Source organism: Gemmatimonadota bacterium, from assembly GCA_026702745.1.
In the GTDB taxonomy this organism is placed as follows: domain Bacteria; phylum JAAXHH01; class JAAXHH01; order JAAXHH01; family JAAXHH01; genus JAAXHH01.
On the sequence record JAPPBT010000018.1, the window covers coordinates 63,093 to 83,119 of the forward strand.

At 62.5% G+C, this 20,027-nt stretch carries 15 protein-coding genes and 1 pseudogene; 7 read left to right on the forward strand and 9 right to left on the reverse strand.

The window, feature by feature from the left end; genetic code table 11:
- Positions 1 to 170 precede the first annotated feature (170 nt).
- Positions 171 to 1,505, forward strand: a complete 1,335-nt coding sequence (locus tag OXH56_02885) for a replication-associated recombination protein A (protein MCY3554246.1) — start codon at positions 171 to 173, stop codon at positions 1,503 to 1,505.
- A 9-nt stretch (positions 1,506 to 1,514) separates the two neighbouring features.
- Here OXH56_02885 and OXH56_02890 read toward each other — a convergent pair whose 3' ends face one another.
- Both OXH56_02890 and larE read right to left on the reverse strand, forming a co-directional pair.
- Positions 1,515 to 2,090, reverse strand: a complete 576-nt coding sequence (locus OXH56_02890) for a hypothetical protein (GenBank protein MCY3554247.1) — start codon at positions 2,088 to 2,090, stop codon at positions 1,515 to 1,517.
- Positions 2,091 to 2,265: 175 nt separating this feature from the next.
- Entirely contained in the window at positions 2,266 to 3,114 is an 849-nt protein-coding gene (gene larE, locus OXH56_02895; GenBank protein MCY3554248.1) for an ATP-dependent sacrificial sulfur transferase LarE, read from the reverse strand.
- A gap of 279 nt (positions 3,115 to 3,393) precedes the next feature.
- Here larE and trpS point away from each other — a divergent pair, with 279 nt between their 5' ends.
- The 3 genes from trpS (at position 3,394) to OXH56_02910 (ending at position 6,656) form a co-directional block, all read left to right on the forward strand.
- Positions 3,394 to 4,449, forward strand: coding sequence for a tryptophan--tRNA ligase (trpS, locus tag OXH56_02900; protein ID MCY3554249.1), 1,056 nt, complete (start codon positions 3,394 to 3,396; stop codon positions 4,447 to 4,449).
- 146 nt (positions 4,450 to 4,595) lie between these two features.
- Positions 4,596 to 5,735 (forward strand): hypothetical protein, encoded by a 1,140-nt coding sequence (locus OXH56_02905; protein MCY3554250.1) that lies wholly within the window; start codon positions 4,596 to 4,598, stop codon positions 5,733 to 5,735.
- A gap of 12 nt (positions 5,736 to 5,747) precedes the next feature.
- Positions 5,748 to 6,656 carry an ion transporter gene (locus tag OXH56_02910; protein MCY3554251.1) on the forward strand — a complete coding sequence of 303 codons (909 nt, stop codon included), beginning with the start codon at positions 5,748 to 5,750 and terminating at the stop codon, positions 6,654 to 6,656.
- A gap of 3 nt (positions 6,657 to 6,659) precedes the next feature.
- On the opposite strand, the gene OXH56_02915 is transcribed toward OXH56_02910, so the two are convergent.
- On the reverse strand, positions 6,660 to 7,001 hold the full coding sequence (locus OXH56_02915; GenBank protein ID MCY3554252.1) for a cupin domain-containing protein: 342 nt from the start codon (positions 6,999 to 7,001) through the stop codon (positions 6,660 to 6,662).
- 34 nt (positions 7,002 to 7,035) lie between these two features.
- Positions 7,036 to 8,193, reverse strand: coding sequence for a Fic family protein (locus OXH56_02920; protein ID MCY3554253.1), 1,158 nt, complete (start codon positions 8,191 to 8,193; stop codon positions 7,036 to 7,038).
- Positions 8,194 to 8,454: 261 nt separating this feature from the next.
- Between OXH56_02920 and OXH56_02925 the strand changes: the two genes are divergently transcribed.
- Both OXH56_02925 and OXH56_02930 read left to right on the forward strand, forming a co-directional pair.
- Positions 8,455 to 9,438, forward strand: a complete 984-nt coding sequence (locus OXH56_02925) for a threonine/serine dehydratase (protein MCY3554254.1) — start codon at positions 8,455 to 8,457, stop codon at positions 9,436 to 9,438.
- 27 nt (positions 9,439 to 9,465) lie between these two features.
- A pseudogene (locus OXH56_02930) lies at positions 9,466 to 11,142 on the forward strand (thiamine pyrophosphate-requiring protein).
- A gap of 52 nt (positions 11,143 to 11,194) precedes the next feature.
- On the opposite strand, the gene thiO reads toward OXH56_02930, so the two are convergent.
- Together thiO and OXH56_02940 are read right to left on the reverse strand one after the other, a co-directional pair.
- Positions 11,195 to 12,265, reverse strand: coding sequence for a glycine oxidase ThiO (gene thiO, locus OXH56_02935; protein ID MCY3554255.1), 1,071 nt, complete (start codon positions 12,263 to 12,265; stop codon positions 11,195 to 11,197).
- A gap of 180 nt (positions 12,266 to 12,445) precedes the next feature.
- Positions 12,446 to 13,519 carry a Gfo/Idh/MocA family oxidoreductase gene (locus OXH56_02940; GenBank protein ID MCY3554256.1) on the reverse strand — a complete coding sequence of 358 codons (1,074 nt, stop codon included), beginning with the start codon at positions 13,517 to 13,519 and terminating at the stop codon, positions 12,446 to 12,448.
- A 229-nt stretch (positions 13,520 to 13,748) separates the two neighbouring features.
- Between OXH56_02940 and OXH56_02945 the strand changes: the two genes are divergently transcribed.
- On the forward strand, positions 13,749 to 16,265 hold the full coding sequence (locus OXH56_02945) for a hypothetical protein (protein ID MCY3554257.1): 2,517 nt from the start codon (positions 13,749 to 13,751) through the stop codon (positions 16,263 to 16,265).
- A gap of 85 nt (positions 16,266 to 16,350) precedes the next feature.
- On the opposite strand, the gene lptE is transcribed toward OXH56_02945, so the two are convergent.
- The 3 genes from lptE to OXH56_02960 all read right to left on the reverse strand — a co-directional run bounded on the left by lptE (position 16,351) and on the right by OXH56_02960 (position 19,697).
- Entirely contained in the window at positions 16,351 to 16,875 is a 525-nt protein-coding gene (lptE, locus tag OXH56_02950; protein MCY3554258.1) for an LPS assembly lipoprotein LptE, read from the reverse strand.
- A gap of 16 nt (positions 16,876 to 16,891) precedes the next feature.
- Positions 16,892 to 18,148 (reverse strand): SpoIID/LytB domain-containing protein, encoded by a 1,257-nt coding sequence (locus OXH56_02955; protein MCY3554259.1) that lies wholly within the window; start codon positions 18,146 to 18,148, stop codon positions 16,892 to 16,894.
- 361 nt (positions 18,149 to 18,509) lie between these two features.
- On the reverse strand, positions 18,510 to 19,697 hold the full coding sequence (locus OXH56_02960) for an anhydro-N-acetylmuramic acid kinase (protein MCY3554260.1): 1,188 nt from the start codon (positions 19,695 to 19,697) through the stop codon (positions 18,510 to 18,512).
- Positions 19,698 to 20,027 lie beyond the last annotated feature (330 nt).

Below are 20,027 nucleotides of genomic sequence, written 5' to 3' on the forward strand. Positions count from 1 at the left end.
CCTTCAGTCAGTCTATCGGCCAGTCGTCGGGACAATCGACAGGTTACCGTTTTCTCACAATTCGGGATGCATCAGCGCCTTATTCCCTTAACCCTGGCAGAAGTACTACTGTATAATAACACTGTGGCGCACGATCTACACCCATGTTTCCACCCTTGTGTAAGTTTACCATGACCGATCTCTTCTCCGACCAGGCCGAAAAGCAACTCCAGCGGGAAGCGCCGCTGGCCTCCCGCATGCGGCCGGATTCGCTGGAGGGTTTCCTGGGCCAGCAGGGGCTGGTCGGCCGGGGACGCCTCCTGAACGAGTCCATCGAGCGGGACACGCCCTTCTCGATGATCCTGTGGGGTCCGCCGGGATCGGGCAAGACCACCCTCGCCTTCATCATCGCCCGCTCCACGGATTCGCATTTCGTCGCGTTGAGCGCCGTGAGCGCCGGCGTGAAGGACCTTCACAAGGCAACCGCCGAGGCCCGCGACCGGCTGGGCATGCACGGCAAGCGGACCATCCTGTTCATCGACGAGATCCATCGCTTCAACAAGCTGCAGCAGGACGCCGTGCTGCCGACCGTGGAGAACGGCACGCTGACCCTCATCGGCGCGACCACGGAGAACCCGTCTTTCGAGGTCAACAACGCCCTGCTGTCCCGCTGCCGGGTACTCCGCCTGGAGCCGCTTTCGGAGGAGGACCTGCAACGGATCGTCCGCAACGCGCTGGAGGACGAAGAACGCGGTCTGGGCGGGAGGAACATCGAGTTGGACGACGAGGCGGCCGCGCACCTGGCTGCCGTGGCCGGCGGCGACGCCAGGATCGCCCTGAATACCCTCGAAGTGGCGGCCATGACCACGCCGCGCGGCGACGGGAACCGGATCCGGCTTACCGTGAAGGAGATCGACGAAGCGCTGCAGCACCGGTCACCGCAGTACGACAAGGGCGGGGACTGGCACTTCGACGCCATTTCGGCCCTGCACAAGAGCGTGCGGGACTCCGATCCGGACGGCGCCCTCTACTGGCTCGCCCGGATGCTCATCGCCGGCGACGATCCGCTCTACATCGCGCGCCGGATCATCCGCATGTCCGTGGAGGACATCGGACTGGCCGACCCCTTCGCCCTGACCCTGTCCACCTCGGCCCAGCAGGCCGTCCATTTCGTGGGCCAGCCCGAAGGCGACCTGATGCTCGCCCACGCGGTGGTGTACCTGGCTACCGCGCCGAAGAGCAACGCGGTCTACGCGGCCTTTTCGAAGGCGCGGCAGGACGCGGAACAGACGAGCGACGAGCCCGTGCCCATGCACCTGCGCAACGCGCCGACCCGCCTGATGAAGGAAATGGGCCACGGCAAGGGATACAAGTACGCCCACGATTACGACGGGGCGTCCGTGGACCAGGAGCATCTGCCCGAGTCCATCAGGGGGCACCGCTACTACGAACCCACCGACCGGGGCCGCGAAGAGAAGATCCGCGCGTGGATGGAGAAGATGCGGAAGGTCAGGGACGGAGGATGACTTGCCGTTTTACGCAGTCGCCTTGCGGTAGCAGTAGTCGAAGAGCAGTTCCCACTCGCGCTGCTGGATGCCGCGGCAGAGATCGCCGGCCGGGACGTCGCCCACGTTGGCGCCTTCACACAGATCGATGAAAGCGTAAGGATCCCAGGATGACTGGGACATGAGGTACGCCGCCTCGCCGGGCAGGTTGTCCGTACCGGAGGCGATGGTCGCCGCCTCGTCTCTCAACTCTGGATATACGTCGTGGTCGCCGACGCGGCCGAACCAGTACTTCCCGTTGGGATAATCCGGTTCGCGGCGGTGCATGATCCCGTGCCAGTAGCTGCCCGTGGGCGTGGTGATTTGCTGGCTGATGGTATGCGAGGTGACCAGGAAGTCGTGGTAAAGCCAAAGAGCGGACCGGCATCCCTCGGCCATCGACCGGTCATTGATGCGGTCCGGCGCGAAGGCCTCGTCCAGGTCCAGGGCTTCCAGGTCCGCTTTCACCGAACTGTTTTCCTCGCCCGGATCCAGCGCCATGATGCGGGGTGTCTTGAGCAGTGCCGCGAAAACGGGTCCGTAGGCTGCGGGGTCGAAGGCAGACATGATCGGTCCTTTCGTGATGCAGGTGCTTTTCAGGTCACGGGGTCGCGGGCTTTGGCGGGCGCAGGCCCGGTATCACGGGGTCACGAGGCCTGGGAGGCGTCGGCCCCGGAGTCACGGAGTCCCGGCGGGCGCCGATCCCAAAGTCACGGGGTCCCGGCGGGCGCCGATCCCAAAGTCACGGAGTCCCGGCGGGCGCCGCCTTCCGTTTCTTCAGCACCTCGTTCATACTCCCGGTGCGGTATCCTTCCAGGTCCAGCGTGACGTAGTCGTAGCCGATTTCCTTCAAGTACGCCGAGATCTCGTCGTGGTGTTCGACGACCTTCGGGAGGTCGGCGGGCTCCGTCTCGATGCGGGCCATGTTCCGGTGGTGCCGCACCCGGAACTGCCTCAATCCCAAGCCGCGGATGAAGGCTTCGGCCCGGCCGACCTGTTCGAGCGCTTCGATCGTGATGGGGTCGCCGTAAGGAAAGCGGGACGACAGGCAGGCCAGGGACGGCTTGTCCGCCGTGGGCAGGCCGAGTTTCTCCGACAGCGCGCGGACGTCGGCCTTGGTGAACCCGGCGTCCTTCAACGGGCTGCGCACGCCGTGTTCCCGGATGGCCAGCATGCCTGGGCGGAAGTCGCTTATGTCGTCCAGGATGCTGCCTTCGCAGATGAAAGCGGCGCCTTCTTCCCGGGCGATCACCTCGAGGCGCGAATACAATTCATCCCGGCAGAAATAACACCTTCGCGGGTTGTTCTGCATGTACTCCGCGTTGTGGATTTCCTCCGTGTCCACGTAGCGGTGGCGGGCGCCCATCCATTCGGCCAGTTCGGCGGCCTCGTTCTTCTCCTCCTCGGGCAGCGATTCGGACACGCCGGTTACGCCCAGGGCGCGGTCCTCCAGCACGTCGGAGGCCACCTTCAGCAGCAGCGTACTGTCCACGCCGGCGGAGAAAGCCACCAGGACGCTGCCCATGGCGCGCAGATCATCCTGGAGCGATTGGTACTTTTCGTCCAGCGTGGAGGCCTTGTTCCTGGTCACGACATGTTCCCCGATAGAACCCGAACTTACCGAAGGCGAGCACCGGTATCGATCTCGTTTAAAACGCCTTTCCGGCCCTCGCCCGCAAGGGAACGCCCACCATGTTTTCGCTTGACAGAATGGGGGTTCCGCCGCAATTTAACACGTCTGTTTCTGGTAGGTTAAAGATACGGCGGACACAGATTCGGGACAACGGTTTTTTGCGGTAAATCGCCGTGAACGAAGGGGCCGGGAGGTCCTTGCAGTCACGCGACCGCGCGCGAAGGAGCACGATCAGGTATGAACCTGGACGAAAGGACGCAGTCCATCGCTTCGGCGGGAAATGGTTCGGAAAACGGATCGAGCAACGGTTCGAGCGAACCGACCCGGCTGTACAGTGGCATTCAGCCCACCGGCGACATCCACATCGGGAACTACCTGGGTGCCGTGGCCAACTGGGTCAAGCTCATCCCAAAGTATGACTGTATCTACTGCGTCGTGGACTACCACGCCATCACCATTGAATACGACCCGGACACCATGCGGGACGCCGTGCTGGACACGGCCACGATGGGCATCGCCTGCGGCCTCGACCCGGAACGCTGCACCGTCTTCGTGCAATCCCACGTATCCGAAACCATGGAGCTGGCCTGGATCTTCAGCACGGTCACCGCGCTGGGCGCATTGGAACGGATGACCCAGTTCAAGGACAAGGCCGCCCAGCACAAGCAGAACATCAACGCGGGACTGTTCACCTATCCCGTGCTCCAGGCGGCGGACATCCTGGGCGTCAAGGCCGACGGCGTGCCCGTGGGCGACGACCAGTCCCAGCACCTCGAGCTGACGCGCGAGATCGCCCGGCGGTTCAACCACCTGTACGGACCGGTGTTTCCCGAGGCCAGAACGCTCTACAGCCCCGCGCCGCGCATCCTCGGCCTGGACGGCCAGTCCAAGATGAGCAAGAGCCAGGACAACTACATCGCGATGAAGGACCGTAGCGATACGGTCAGGAAGAAGCTCAGCACCGCCTATACCGATCCGAACCGGCTGCGGAGATCGGACCCCGGCAACCCGGACATCTGCAACATCTTCACGCTGCACAAGTCCTTCTCCAGTCCCGACGAAGTGACGGCCATCGACACGGAATGCCGGAGCGCGGGCATCGGCTGCGTCGACTGCAAGAAGAAGCTGGGCGACAACATGGAAACCGCCATGACGCCGATCCAGGACAAGTACGAAGACCTGACCGCCCGGCCCGACGACGTGCGGGACGCCCTCGCCACGGGCGCCGACCGTGTAAGAACGCTGACGTCGGACACCATGTCGGAGGTCCGGGAGAGCCTGGGTCTGAGATAGGCCGAAGGCATATACCGACGGCGTAGGCCGACGGCGACCGGTAGGTACCAGATGATACAATGTATCTACACCGAATGGAACCCCTTGCCCTTCAACGCGTTCATTACAACGTGATTGAATCCCCTCCCCGCCCATAAGAATCATGCATGGATATTCACTCGAAAGAATACGCCCACCATTCCCGGCTCCTGGGACGGACCGTAACCTTTCGCCGCAGTACGGCCAAGTACCTGCTGATCGCCTTCGTAGCCGCGGGACTGCTCCATAGCCTATCCCTGATGTTTCTGTTGGCCACCGGCCTGCTCGAAGACCGGAACATGATCGAACTCACGCTCGCGCCCTACGAGCGCCTGGAGCAGCTCGAACAGGCCTACATGGAAATGCAGAATCCGCCGACCCTGGTCGACGTGCCGGAAGAAGCCCGCGTGGAGGAACCACCGGACGATCCCGACGCCGACGTGGCGGACAAGAACGCCGTCGCGAGCGACCTGATGGAGGATACGGAGCTGCCCGAGGGGCTGGCTTATTCCGAGGGCGACCTGGAGATCAGGACGATGGAGGATTCCGAGGAAGAGGAAGATCAACAGCACGACCCCTTCGCCGGCGGCGTCCCGCTCACCCCACGGGAGGGCGGCATCGAGGATTTCAATGAGCTGGTAGACCCGCCGATGTGGACCTCGGACATGATTATCCGGCCCGAATTCCGGGGCAGCGGCGGACGCACGGGCCGCGGCGAAGGCGGGATGGAAGGCGAAATCATCGCTTCGGCGCCCCGGCCTACCGGACCGGAAGCCCCGGTCTTCATCCCCCAGGACGACCTGAACGAACTGGCCCAGGAATCCCGCCAACCCACGTATGAGCGGCACCGGCGTTTCGGATTTGGCTTCGGGAGTACCGGGCCGCGGGTGCCCAGAACGGACAACCGACACACCTCGGTCAGGGACTACGGCGATTTCTCGCTCAGCACCTACGCCTGGGACTACGCGCCTTACCTGTACATCCTCCGCGAAAGGGTGAGACGGCGCTGGTTCGCCCCCGAGGCCTTCAACCTCGGCCTGGTGAGCGGGCGGGTCATCATACGGTTCAAGATCATGCCCGACGGCGCGCTGCGCGACCTCGAAGTCCTGTCCTACCGCGACAACGACATCCCCTACCAGTCCCTCGTGGCCTCGAGCCGCAACGCCATCGAGTCGGCCAGCCCCTTCCCGCCCCTTCCCGCCGATTTCCTCCATCCATTCCTGGAGATCACCGGCACCTTCTACTACCAGATCCTGCGTGCGAGGTAAATGAGGTCAACGTTGCAAGCGCAAATCGGTAGACTGGTCGATTCGAAGGCGTTTCAGCACACCGTACTCGGGGTGATCACGGCGGCCGCCATCCTGGTGGGGCTGGAAACCTCGCGGGAAATGGTAGCCCGGTACGGCGACTGGCTGCACCGGCTCGACCAGTTGGTCCTGCTGTTCTTCATCGTGGAAGCCCTGCTGAAGATGGCGCGCCACGGCCGTCACTGGTACCGGTATTTCGGCGACCGCTGGAACGTGTTCGATTTCCTCATCGTGGTGGCCTGCCTGATGCCCGCGGGCGGACAGTACGCGGCGGTGCTGCGCCTGGCCCGGGTGCTGCGGGCGCTGCGGCTGGTGACCGCGGTGCCGAAACTGCAGCTCCTGGTCAACTCGCTGCTCAAGTCGGTCACGTCGCTGGGATACGTCGGCCTGCTGCTGGCCGTGCTGTTCTACGTCTACGCGGTGCTGGGCGTCTACCTCTTCCGCGGCAACGACCCCGTGCACTTCCAGGACCTGGCGACGGCGCTGCTGACCCTCTTCCGGGTCGTGACCCTGGAGGACTGGACCGATGTGATGTATATCCAGATGTACGGCAGCGACGCCTATCCGAATTACGCCGATTTCGCCCAGGCCCACCTCCGCGAAGCCTCCCGGGCCATGCCCCTCCTCGGCGCCGCATTCTTCGTTTCCTTCGTGATGCTCGGCACCATGATCATGCTGAACCTCTTCATCGGGGTCATCATCAACTCCATGTCCGAAGCCCAGGCCGACCGGGAGTCGGAGGAAAGGCGCAGGCACCTGGAGCGGGACGGCCGGATCAGTGTGGGGGATGAAATCGGGTTGATCGAGGAAGAGATCCAGAAACTGTCGAGACGGCTCAAGTCTCTGCGCGGGTGGGCGGATGCGGACAGCGGGGATGGGTGACTTTCAGATCTGCTCGCCGCCTTCCGGTCCGTAGAAGATGACCCAGGTGGTCATCGACTCGCCGAAATCAAGGAACCGGTGCTCGACGCCCGCGGGCACAAAGAAGAAATCCCCGGCCTCGAATGGCACGACCTCTCCCCCCATTGCGAATTTCCCCTTCCCTTCGACGATCACGTAGCACTCGTCTCGGCTGTGGGGCTTCTGATCGTCCACATCACGGGGGATGTACAGCTCGATCTGCAGTTCGCCGCGCTCAAGGGCGACGTGGAACCGATCCCCGTTCGGAGCAGGAATCTTCGCGGCGACTTCCGCGGGGGTGATGCGCTTGCAGGTGTGTCTTTGCATGTTTCCCATCCACGTGGATCAGATCGACTTAAGCTCAGGTCAAGAAGGCTTGCATAATCTGTTTCTTCGCACTGTAACCTCGTCTGGTTCGTTCGACAAGATCCATTTTCCTCAGATAATTCAAGTCTCGACTGATCATTTTCTGTGAAGCATTCGCGTATTCCCTGGCGACCCTGGGGCTGACTTCACCGATCTGCGACCTGGGAACGGGTTGATCCTGTTCCGAGAGAGCCAGGACCAGATTCCTACGACGTTTCGCAGCTGCACCGGTCATACCCTGGAATTGCTCATGCACGAAATTGATCCAGGATATTTGAAGATGTTGACTTCTGATCGATGCAAGCTGTTCTGTTAGGCCTTCAGAGAAACCTCGAATCGCATATTCCATGAATTGGTCCATTTTCCCTCCAGACTGTGATGCCCTGTCAAGTTGTCTGGCATATTCCGTTCTGGTCTGGTTATAGAAATTGCTGGGAAGCAATGTCGCAGGGATTGGAATATCCGCTTCAATGAGTATTCTGAACTCGATCAGCCTGGCTGTTCTTCCGTTCCCGTCTCCAAAAGGATGAATCCAAGCAAAGTAAAGGTGGGCGGCGATCGCTTTGACTAAGCCAATCGCGACTCTACTGTCTTCGTTTGTGTCGTTGTTAGACGAATTCAACCATTTGCATAGTTGTTCAAGCAAGTAATTGCAATCTTCCGCCTGAACCGCGCGATACCTGCCCACACCAACGGAGTGCTTACGTATCTCGCCTGGTACCGTTTCCTCGTCCGGCAACTCGAGACCTTTTAACACCACCTTGTTATGCCGGCATATTTCCTTTGTTGACCACGGTGGAAGTTTACTTCGACTACGACGTGACAACATTCTTCTTATTTCCGCCAGGATATTGTCGATCTCCTGTTTCAAGTACTCCTTTGACTCCGGAAGTCTCAGTTTTCCTTCCATATGCGCACGTACATCTTCTTCCGAAAGGGTGTTGCCTTCGATCGCGGTTGTACCAAGTACGCCCCTGGCCAGGTACACCTGGTACAGTTCATGCGCCGTCTGTCTCATCAACGGAATTCCTGTCAGTTGCTCGCATTTAGCCTTGATCTCACCAAGTAACATCCAGATCCTTGGTGGGGCGTGAACCAAATAGTCCGTGTCGAAGCTTCGCAGCCACGGATGGGTAGTTTCAAATCGTCTCATTGTTGACACCTTTTTTGTCCATCAAGTTGTCCTATATAAAATATTGAAGTTGTTATATATAGGTTATTTTAGATATACATATTGTCCCTTGGTTCAGTCTATAGTAAGAGCACATTGGTATAACTGTCAACTCCTTTGTATCTTGACATACTGCTTCTTTAGGGCAGAATAAGCAGATTGCAGAATCTGCCAAGTTCACCTAGCGTTCTCTAACTTCAGGGACGTGAGTACACGACCTGTATTCATCAACTACCGCACCCCATGCCCACCCACCCCACGCTGGCCGATATCCAAAAGGCACACCGTTTCCTCAACCAACACCTGTCTCCGACGCCCATGTACCGGTCCGCCGCGTTCAGCGAGGCCCTGGGGCTGGAACTCCACATAAAGTACGAGAATTTCCAGCCGATCCGCTCCTTCAAGGTGAGGGGCGGGTTGTACACCATGTCCCTGCTCGACGATGCGCAGCGCGCCAGGGGCGTCACCACGGCGTCCACCGGCAACCATGGCCAGGGCATTGCCTACGGCGGAGGCGTGATGGGCGTTCCCGTCACGGTGGTCGTGCCCCACGGAACACCCGAGGTGAAGAGCGACGCCATCCGCCGCCTCGGCGCCGAGCTGGTCGTCCACGGGGAAACGATTGCCGACGGATTCGCGCGGTCCCGGGAGATCGCGGAAGAGACCGGCATGGTGTACATCGAAGACGGTGAGGACTTCGGCCTCATGGCGGGCGCGGGCACCATCGGCCTGGAGATCGTGGAGGATCTGCCGGACGTGGACGCGGTGGTGCTGCCCGTGGGCGGCGGCAACCTGATCGCGGGTGTGGGCGCGGCCATCAAGGCCACCCAACCGGACGTTCGTCTCATCGGCGTCCAGGCGCACAACGCGCCGTCGGTTTACCGGTCCTGGCAGGAAGGCCGGACCGTGACCACGGCGACCTGCGACACCTTCGCCGGGGGACTGGCGACGACCTATCCAGGCGGCCTGGCCTTCGACGTCCTGAAAGACCGGGTCGACGAAATGCATCTCGTCACCGAGGAAGAGATGAAGCAGGCGATCCCCGTCGTCCTGGAACACACCGGGTTCATCGCGGAAGGTGCGGCCGCGGCGGTGTTCGCCCTGTGCATGCGCGAGGCGTCGTCGTGGCGGGGCCAGCGCGTCGCCGCGCTGTTCAGCGGCGGCAATCTCGGGATGGACGGCGTGCGCGATATGATCCGGAGCTTGAACGAACAGCGGCCTGCTTAGGTCCCCTATCCGAACGCAAAGCATCCAGCATGGCATCCAACTACCCGAATGAAGAGGAGTAAGAACGATATGAACGTTGCGCAGGCGGTTGCCCACGTATTGAAGCAGGAAGGCGTCGAGTACCTGTTCGCGTACCCGGTCAATCCACTGATCGAGACGGCGGCCGAGTTGGACATCCGCACGGTGATCGTCCGGCAGGAACGGATCGGTCTCCACATGGCCGATGCCATGAGCCGGCTGACTTCCGGCCGCAAAATCGGGGTGTTCTGCATGCAGAGCGGGCCGGGGACGGAGAACGCCTACGGCGGCGTGGCACAGGCCTTCGGGGAATCGGTGCCCATCGTGGTGCTCCCCATGGGGTACCGGAGGACGGTCGCCCAGTTGTCGCCGAATTTCCACGCCTATCTCAACTTCCAGCACATCACCAAGTCCTGCGAGTACCTGGTGCTCCCCGAGACCGTATCGGAGGTCATGAGGCGGGCCTTCACGCAGGTGAGGAACGGGCGGCCCGGCCCGGCGCTGGTGGAGTTCCCGACTGACATTCTGGGCGAAGAGGTTCCCGGTCCCTTTGAATACCGGCCGACGCCGTCCGTGCGCGTCGGACCCGATCCGGACGCGGTGCGCGACGCCGCCGAGGCCCTGGTCGCGGCGGAAAGGCCGGTCATCTACGCTGGACAGGGGGTGCACTACGCGGAGGCCTGGTCCGAGCTGCAACAGTTGGCCGAACTGCTCGAGGCGCCGGTTACCACCAGCCTGGACGGCAAGAGCGCTTTCCCGGAGAACCACCCGCTCTCCCTGGGAAACGGGGGCCGGTCGATGCCGGAACCTGTGCACGTCTTCGTGCAGAACGCCGACGTGATCTTCGGCATCGGGTGCAGCTTCACCCGGACGAACTTCGGCCTGACCATGCCCGAGGGAAAGACCTACATCCACGCCACACTGGATCCCGGCGACATCAACAAGGACGTTGCGTGCCACTATCCGATCGTGGGCGATGCCGCGCTCACCCTCCGGGCCCTCATCGACGAGGTTGCGGACCGGTTGAAGAACAAGCCGCGCGGCCGGTACGAAGGGATCGTGACCGAAATCCAGGCGATCAGGCAGCGCTGGATGAACGCCTGGACGCCGAAACTCAAAGATGCCTCCACGCCCTTCTCCCCCTACCGGGTCATCAGCGACATGATCGACACGGTCGACATCGACAGGACGATCATCACCCACGACGCGGGCAGTCCCCGGGACCAGTTGACCCCCTTCTGGCCCTCGACCACGCCCCTGAGCTACATCGGCTGGGGCAAGACCACCCAGCTCGGCTACGGGCTCGGGCTGGCCATGGGCGCGAAGCTGGTCCACCCGGACCGGCTCTGCATCAACGTGTGGGGCGACGCGGCCATCGGGTTCACGGGCATGGACTTCGAGACGGCCGTGCGTGAGCGCATCCCCATCCTCTCCGTGCTGTTCAACAACCACTCCATGGCCATCGAGATCCCCGTCATGCCCACGTCGCAGGCGAAGTACGGGGCGACCGATATTTCGGGGAACTATGCCCTGATGGCGGAGGCCTTCGGCGGCTACGGCGAGCGGGTCGAGTCTCCCGACGAGATCATCCCGGCGCTGAAGCGGGGGATCAGGAAAACGGAGGAAGGGGTGCCGGCCCTGCTGGAGTTCATGACCAGCAAGGAAATCGACTTCTCGTTCTTCTAATTGCTGGGGGCACCGTGTACGGGAGCGCGCCGACGTGGCTGCCAGCGCCGTGTCAAGGCGCGCCGCGCACCGTGCGCCACGCACCGCGCGCCGCACACCGCGCGCCGCGCTTTCTACCGGTCGAAACGATCCGCCAGGAACGGAGCCATGGAAGCGGGCACCGCGCCGGGCCGAGAATGGGTTTACCGTCCTTTGCCATGGGACGCAGTCCCGCCCAGGTTTCCACGACCGGTGCTTCCGCCAGTACGGGCGCCATGCGCAGCCCCTCCTTGATCACATCGGACACACCACCCGCGGTCACGCTGGCGTCGAACCCGGTCTTCTCCACCGTGGCGCCTATTAACACGCGGCCGTCCCTGCGGGGAACAAGGTACTGTTCCATGCCGTAGACGACGCGGCCCAGGGGTGGGATGGCACTTCCGTCGACGCAGACCATCTGGCCCCGCACGGGCTGGACCGGCGGCGGTGAGTCCTGGATCCACTTCAGCAGGCCGGACCAGGCGCCGGCCGCGACCACCACGCGTTTGGCTCCGATGCGTTCGCCGGGGACGACGACGCCGGCCGCCCGGTTCCTCCGTACGATCAGGTCGACGACCGGGTTCCCGATTCGGAATACCCCTCCACGGGCCCTGACGGCGGCGACCAGGGCCTGGACCAGCCGCCGGTTCTCCACCTGGTGCATCCTTTCGAAGCGCAGGCCGCACCGTGTATCGGGCGACAGCATGGGCTCGAGCGCGCGTACCTCTTCGCCGGTGAGTTGCTCGACCGGAAGACCCAGATCCTGCTGATGACGGTATCTCCGGTCCAGCTCTTCAGATTCCTCGTCGTCGAAGGCGACCTGCAGCCCTGCTTCGGTCCGGTACTCGACGTTTATGCCGGTTTCCTCGAGCAGTACGGCGGACCAGTCGGCGTACATATCCAGGCCCGCCAGGCACAGGTCGAGATAGGCCCGGTTAACCGGACGGGCGCCCTGCGGCGCAAGTACACCGGCGGCGGCCCAGGAAGCTTCCTTGCCCGGATCGCCCGGATCTACGAGAGTTACGCTCGTCCCGCGGCACAGCAGTTCGTAGGCGATGGATAGTCCGATCACGCCTGCGCCTACGATGACAACGTCCGTTTTCATGTTACAGGGCCCGGCAGGTATCCCAAATCAAAACCATATGTTGATTTTTGTTTCGATCAACATTGACAATATATTAAAACTGCTTACAAACAATATAGCCCGGCTAGCCCGGCTAGCCCGGCTAGCCCGGCAAGGTTGTGCATCGCGCAGTCAGAAGGACCGGCCGGACACCCTGCGCCGCTATCCAATTTCGCTCGGATCCACAGCCCGGTGTTCCGCCATGGACCGGTAGCCGGCATTGACCAGCTGAAGCGTCTTGAGGTTGTCCCGCCCGTTAGTCTCGGGAAGCCGGTCCTGTTCGATGGAGGACATCAGTTCGCCCATGGGACCGATGAAGGAGTCGGGTATCCACCGCTCTTCGAACCGGTTATTGATGGTCCTGCCGGCATCGAGCTTCCGGCTGCACCATGCTATTGTGTCCGGCCGGCCGTGTGGATAGTCGTACAGCAGGCCGAAAGTCCCCGCGGCGTATCCTTCCGTCCCGTCAATGCGCAGCGTCGCAAAGCACTCCTCCGTCCAGTTGTTGTGGTTGACGGACACCAGGGCCTGGAAGGTGTCCGAGTACTCAAACACCGTGATGGTCCGTGTTTCGCCGGTCGCCACATGCCCGGGATAGGAGGCGCCGGACGACCAGACGCGCACGGGGTCTCCGAAAAGGGAACGCATGCTGTCGAAGTAATGAATACTGTGGAACATCAGGTCGAGTCCCTCGGCCTCGAGGACCCAGGGCCAGGCCCGCCATTCGGTCAGGATGCTCACGTCGATCACGGCCGAAGCGGGTTCACCCAGCAACCCGCGGTTCAGCAGCGTACGGGACGCCCTCACCGCCTGGTCCCACCGCATCTGCTGGTTCACGGCCAGCTTTACGCCGCGTTCCTCCGCCATCTCCACGATCTCAACGGCTTCGGTGTATACGTTTGAAAGTGGTTTCTGGCAGAGCAGGTGCTTGCCGGCCGCCGTCGCCTTCCGGACGAGTTCCTTCTGGTGCCAGGGCGGAACGGCGATGTCCACGATCTCGACAGCGGGGTCGTCGAGCAGCGAATCCACGGTAGGAAATACCTTAGGCACCTCGAAAACCCGGGCAGTCTGGTTGGCCTTGTCGACATCCTTGTCCGTCAACCCGATCACGTTGAAACCCGCCTTCCGGTAGGCGGGGAGGTGCGCGGCGTTTACGATCCCGCCCGCCCCGATGATGCCGATTCCATAGTCCAGTTTCGTGCCCAGTACGGGGCGGTATTCCAGATCCATGTTCATCTCACATACCTCCTTGCTTCGGGTTCATCGGAAACGCAGTCATTATACCGCCGCGCGGGCGGGCCGGACAGGAAAAACGCTTCGAATCATCTGGCCCTGAAGCGCCGTCAGGTATATCATGCTCAACCACGGATACCTGAAATATCACGGATTCGAAACGCGACTTAATGCCTGTACGTCTCGACGTCTTTTCACGACTGCAGGTCTATTCACCACTGCGGGTCTTCTCATGAGCCCGGGCAACCACTTCATAACAAGCGTACTGCGCCACAAGCCTTATCTGGCGGCGACCGCGGTTCTTACGGCAGCCGCGGCGGCGATGACGCAGATGCCCCTGGTGGATGACCTCGGTTTCGAGTTCGCCTTCTTCACCGCCGCCATCGCCACCTTCGCCACGGGCGTGATGACCGTTCATCTCGTGAGCGGCTGGCGAAGGGGCAGTTTGCGAGGGGACGGCCAGCGAGGGGATGATCGGCGAGGGGACAAACCGCGCAACACCCGCCATTCGGCGCTGCTCGCCCTGCTATTCGGGCTTTGCCTCTCGACACTCCTGCTGCCGATGGCTGTGATGTTCGTCAAGAGTTGGATCAGCGGGTTCTGCAACGTACCCGAGGGTTTAGCGTTCTACTTGCTGCTTCCCGGCATCAGCGTCCTGTGGGCCACCGCCGTCGCGTTGATCTGCACGCTGGCCACGGAGCGAAGACGGCACGCCACGCTCCTTTTTCTCGGCGTCATGTTCGTTTCCCTCGGCATCAGCTTGTTTCGCCTGGCCACCGAGCCGCCTGTTTTCGCCTACAACCCGATCATCGGGTATTTCCCCGGACCGATTTACGATGAAGTGGTGGTCATCACCTCGACGCTGCTTGCGGCGCGAGCGATCGTGCTCGTCAGCGTCCTTGCGATGGTCACCGGCCTGTGCGTCTGTTTCGATCCGTCGGCCCGTAAGATCCAACTCTCGCTGCTATGGAAGATCCGAGGCGGAAGTCCGGACGGTGGTCTGGACGGCGTGAGCGCTGAGAGCGGCGGGAGCGCTGAGAGCGGCGGGAGCGCTGCGAACGGCGGGAGCGCTGCGAACGGCGGAAGCCCTGCGAACGCCGGGGGCGCCGTCAGTGCCGCGACCGGCATGACCATGCGGGTGCTGTTCCTGGTTTCGGTGGCTGTGCTGGCGGTGGCCTACGTCTACCGGGCGCCCCTGGGCATCGTGATCGATCGGGCGCATATCCAGCAGACCCTGGGGGGCCACCGGCAGACGACCCACTTCGACATCTACTACGATTCAAACACCATAACGGCCTGGAACATGGACCTGATTGCCCGGGAACACGAATACCAGCTCGACCGGGTCATCACCTACCTGGATGTACCGGCCCCTCAGGCACGCATCGCTTCATACATCTACGGCAACGCGGACCAGAAGAAACGGCTCATGGGCGCCCGGTATACGTCCATCGAACGCCCCGGGGCGGATGAGATGCACCTCAACAACGCGTCCTTTCCCCATCCCGTCCTGAAACATGAGCTGGTGCACGTCATGTCCGCCGCTTTCGGGAACGCGCTGTTCGGAGGCAGCTACTGGATCGGTTTCCACGAGGGTCTGGCCGAGGCGGTGGACTGGCAGGACGACCCCATGAATCCCCACGAGTGGAGCCGGGCCATGCGCGAACTCGGCCTTGCCCCTCCCGTGGAGAACCTGCTGAGCATGACGGGATTCTGGACGGCCGCATCGTCGCGCAGCTACACGTTGTGCGGATCTTTCGTCCGGTTCCTGATCGATCGCTATGGCTTGCCCGCGTTCAAGCAGGCCTTCCCCGACGGCGCGGTCGAGACGTCCTACGGCCGGACGACGGCGGAGCTCATCGCCGAGTGGGAGACCTTCGTGGACGGCATCACGCTTCGAGAGGACCAGCTCCGAATCGCCCGCCAGCGGTTCATTCGTCCCGCCATCTTCCGACGGCACTGTCCTCACGAAGTGGCCGCGCTGAACGACCGGGCATGGCAGGCCTACAATGCACAACGCTACTGGGACGCCGTACGTGATTTCGACCGCGCGCTCGAACTGGAACCCGAGAACCCATCGGCCCTTAGGGGTTTGCTGTACGGGATCTACCGGCAGGGGAACTACGAAAGGATCGAGACGGTCGCCCAGCGAATCGAACGACCGGACCAGACCGTCGGGTTGCTGGCGGACGCCCAACTGGTCCGTGGAGATACGGCGTGGAAGACCGGGAGGATCGACGATGCCAGGCGCAGTTACAAAGCAGTCGTGGACCTGCAGGCGTCGGAAGCCATGTCGCGCGCCGCGTCCATCCGGTTGGAGGTGCTCGACCGGGAGTCGATCCGGGATACGATCATGACCTACCTGACCGCCGTGACCGGCCACTGGCGCCTGGTCCTGTCCGTCCGGGACTCGGGTGATCTCGCGCCTGATTACGGGACGGGCCACTACCTCCTGGGCCGCTGGCTGTTCCGCTCAGGTTCCTATGAACAGGCGCTCGAGTACCTGTCGAAAGCGGAGACGATCGGACTTCCGGACGAGGTCGTACGGCAGGAATGTCTGCGCCTGGAAGCCATGTCACAATTCTACCTGGAGCGCTACGATCAGTCGGCCGAAGCCTTTGGGCGCATGGCGGCGCTAGTGGGTTCGGGAAGTGTGGCCAGGACGGCGGAAGCCTGGATAGACCGCTGTCAGTGGTATCAGAATAACGGATCAGACGGGCCGGACCGCCAGGCACGTTGGGCGCGTTAGGTCCAAACCAACAGGTACGCTGGGCACGGCAGGTTTCGTGCTCACTGCCAGGCACGCAGGGCGCGTTAGGTCCCGGCGTCGACGACTACCACCCCGATATGGACTGGTTCAGGATCTCGTCGGCCATTTTCTCGATGGCGGTCTCAAGGGCCGGCTCGCGGTCGGAGTCCGTACCGGTATCGATGGCGTAGTCGCCGAAGGTACGCAGCTGCCTTTCCTCCCAGATCACTTCCTTCTTGTCCACGGTTTCAAAACGGACGTCCACGACGATCCAGAGGCGGACTTCCCGGGCCAGCGTTCCCGCGGAGAACGCCACGGACTCCTCCTGCAAATCGGTGATTACGCCGATGATCGCCGCGTCCGCCTGCCGCAGATCCACGATCCTGAATTCGCCGTTGGTGAGAAACCGTTCGATCACGGTGTCCGTCAGCGATTCCTGAATGCCGGTCTCCACCGTGGTGTTGTCAAACAGCGGTATGACGATGTTGCGTATGTCTCCGGCGCGCGATCCCTGCGAAGTGGAGTAGTAGCACGCCATTACCACCATGCAGGCGGAAAACAACGGGATCAGGAAGACGGCGGGACTTCGGCGGGGTTTCGGATTCATCATGTCCTTCTCCACTCATTCAGTTGTACGCGCGGTCCAGGTCGATGCCGCGGTAGTAGTGTTTCAGGATCTGGTCGTACTTGTATCCCTGGCCGGCCATCCCAATGGCGCCCATCTGGCACATTCCGATACCGTGGCCATAGCCGCCTCCTTCCGCCACGACTGTGTTTTGCCTGAACTTCAAGTCGAACTTCGTGCTGCGTAGCATCGGCTGGCCCCGGACAGGCCGGCGCAATGCGGAACGTATCTGCCCGCTTCGCAACGTAGTCGTCCCGTGATTCGACTGTATCTCGAGCAGTTGAACGCGCCCGGTCGGCGATCGACTTTTTATGGATATATTGCGTAGAGAATACTCACCCCGCTTGCTTGGATCCAGGCCGGGAAGCCTCGTCGACAGGATGTTCTCCAGCGTATTCTTGTTCCACTCCACACGCCATGTATAGACCGGCGAATGGTTGCAGAAGTCGTCGCTTCCGCGGTGCCGGTCCCGCACGGAGCGCAGGTACGGAATGGGATTGCCCCCCCAGGCGTCCTCGATGGATTCGGTTTCGCCCGCGCAGGTCGAGGAGTACTGGGCGGCGATCGGTTTGCCCTCGTAAGTAGCGATCATGCCGCGGGTTTCCGAAATCGCCCGGTCCGCGACGGACCATTCCGCGCTGTAGCCGCGGTATACCTGGTCGGCCACGGTCCCGTACAGATCGAATCCCAGGGCCTTGCGCCTGCCCAGGTTCGACACCGTATACGTCCGGGCCGCTACAGCCTGGGCTTTCAGCGCCTCGATGCGGTCTTCATTGAGCTTGCCGATCTCAGGGGGAACGACTCCGCGCAGGTAGTTCTCCACGTCGAGGATGTTCACGACGGTCAACTTGCCGTTCTTGTTCGAAACCACCTCCATCGATCCGCGATACTCCCGGTCCGCGGCTTTGATACGTCCTTCCCGCGCGAGCGGATTCACCTGGATCGGACCGGTATACAGTCCCTGGGCCGCTCCGCCCGGAGCGGACACGTCGATCCACGCGCCTTTCGCCTGCATTCGCCAGATCTGCCCGGATGACGATGTGCCGATCACTTCGCCGCTGGCCCGGTCCACGACGCGAAAGCGGCCTGTTCCGGTCAGGTTTGCCGAGTCCCGGTTCACCAGCAAGCCGATCCGGATCATCGGAAGCTGACCGGGCTTGAACGCCCCCGATGTCGGCGCGGTCTCGGAAGGAGCCGGCCGCGCGGTACGATCGGATGGAAGCGGCCGGCCGGCGCATCCCAGGATAAACAGGAGCAACAGAAGCACCGGCCAACAGGCGGCCCATCCGGGGATCGGCAATAGAGCCGGCCAACACGCGGTCCGTATGCCATCCGGCGTGTGAACTGGCCACCTGGAAGATTGTCCGGGGATCAGCGCGTGAGCTGGCCGCCACGTTCGGCGCGCGCACCGTACGCGGACCGTTGCGTGGTCAGGCTTGGTACCGGCGTGGTCTGGCACGATGCCGACCGGGATCCGGCTTTCGTTGTTCCGCATGATTGACGTATTGAAGCACATCACGAACTTCCCTCTACGTGCTGCATCTGCGGGCTGCATCTGCGTGCTGCGTCTGCGTGCTGCGTCTGCGCGCTGCGTCAGCGTGCCGCATCCGCAAGCTACATCATCCGGGCAGGCAGATCTTGCCCAGTACCGCGGGCCGATCCGCGCCCGTCGCTCCCGGAAGGCTACCCTGCAGCCCTCGGACCGTCCGGTCGGCGAGTACCGCAAAGGCCACGGCTTCCTTGGCGTCCGAAGACAGGCCGTGATCATCCGATGTGGATACCTCGGCAGGCGCCAGCACCCGGGCGAGTCGCTCGAGCAGGAAACCGTTTCTGGCGCCGCCGCCGCTCACGATCAGTTCGTCCAGGCACGTGACGACGGGAATGACGAACCGTCGACAGGCGCCCTCGATGGAACGAACGGTGATTTCCGTGGCGGTCGCAAGCAGATCCTCGCTGCTGAGCCCGGCCTCCCGTCCCGCGCGGACCAGGGCCGACGCACAACGGTCACCGAACAGTTCCCGGCCCGTGGACTTGGGTGGTGGCCGCTCGAAGTAGGGCATGGCCAGCACGTCCGCCACCAGGTCTGATGAGGGCTTTCCGCGCCTTGCGACCTCGCCGTCCTCATCCATGTCGCGTCCCAGTTCCGCCCGGGCGACGGCATCGATCAGCATATTGGCCGGGCCCGTATCGAAAGCCAGCACGTCGCCGGGTTTCGGATCCGCGGGCAGCACGGTGAGATTCGCGATCCCCCCCAGGTTCAGGAGTCCCCGGGCCTTTTCGCGATGCCTGAAGAGCAGGTAGTCCACATAGGGCACAAGCGGAGCCCCCTGTCCGCCCCGGGCCACGTCCGCCGCCCGGAAGTCACCAACCGTCACCACGCCGGTCCGCTGCGCGATCACCGATGGATCGCCGATCTGCAGCGTCGCCCCGGTTTCCACGCCGAATCTCTCTTCCCGTTCGGGCATATGCTGGACGGTCTGTCCGTGGGAACCGATCAGATCGATCTCCTCCATGGACAGCCCGGCGGAACCCGCTACGATGAATGCCGCCCCGGCAAAGAGTTCTCCCATCTCGAAATGCAGCCGGCCGAGCTCGTCGATCCTGCCGGTCTTCGCATCGGAGACTTCCATCAGTCGATAGCGCAGGCCGGATGGGAAAGCCACCGTCTCGAAGCCCAGCACGTCCAGGGAAAGCCCGTCATCCTTTTCGCCCAGCCGTATCACGGCCGCGTCGATCCCATCGGCGGACGTGCCCGACATCAGCCCGATGATCCGGCGGTACTGTGTGGCCTGGAATCCCGATAACACGACAGTGCTGCCTCGCGCGGCTGGTTTGACACTTGCCACCGGGTCGTCTCGGTCGCCGAATTTGCTGCTGAAATATGTCCCGCCGTCCTTCGGTTGTCAAGACGGTTGGTGCGGCTTTCGTCGGTGGTTGGCGCAGCCCGCGGCGGCTGTTGGCCCGGCCCTCAACGCCCGTTGGCGTGGCCCGCGGCGCCCGTTGGACATGGGAAAGGCATTCGAAAATCGTTGCGTAAACGCGCCTGTTTTCTATAATATCAATAAAGCGAAAATCCCGGTGATAAAGTGGTCCGGTTGGTTGTGCGTCCGACTGGTCAGGCTGGTTATGACCGGCGC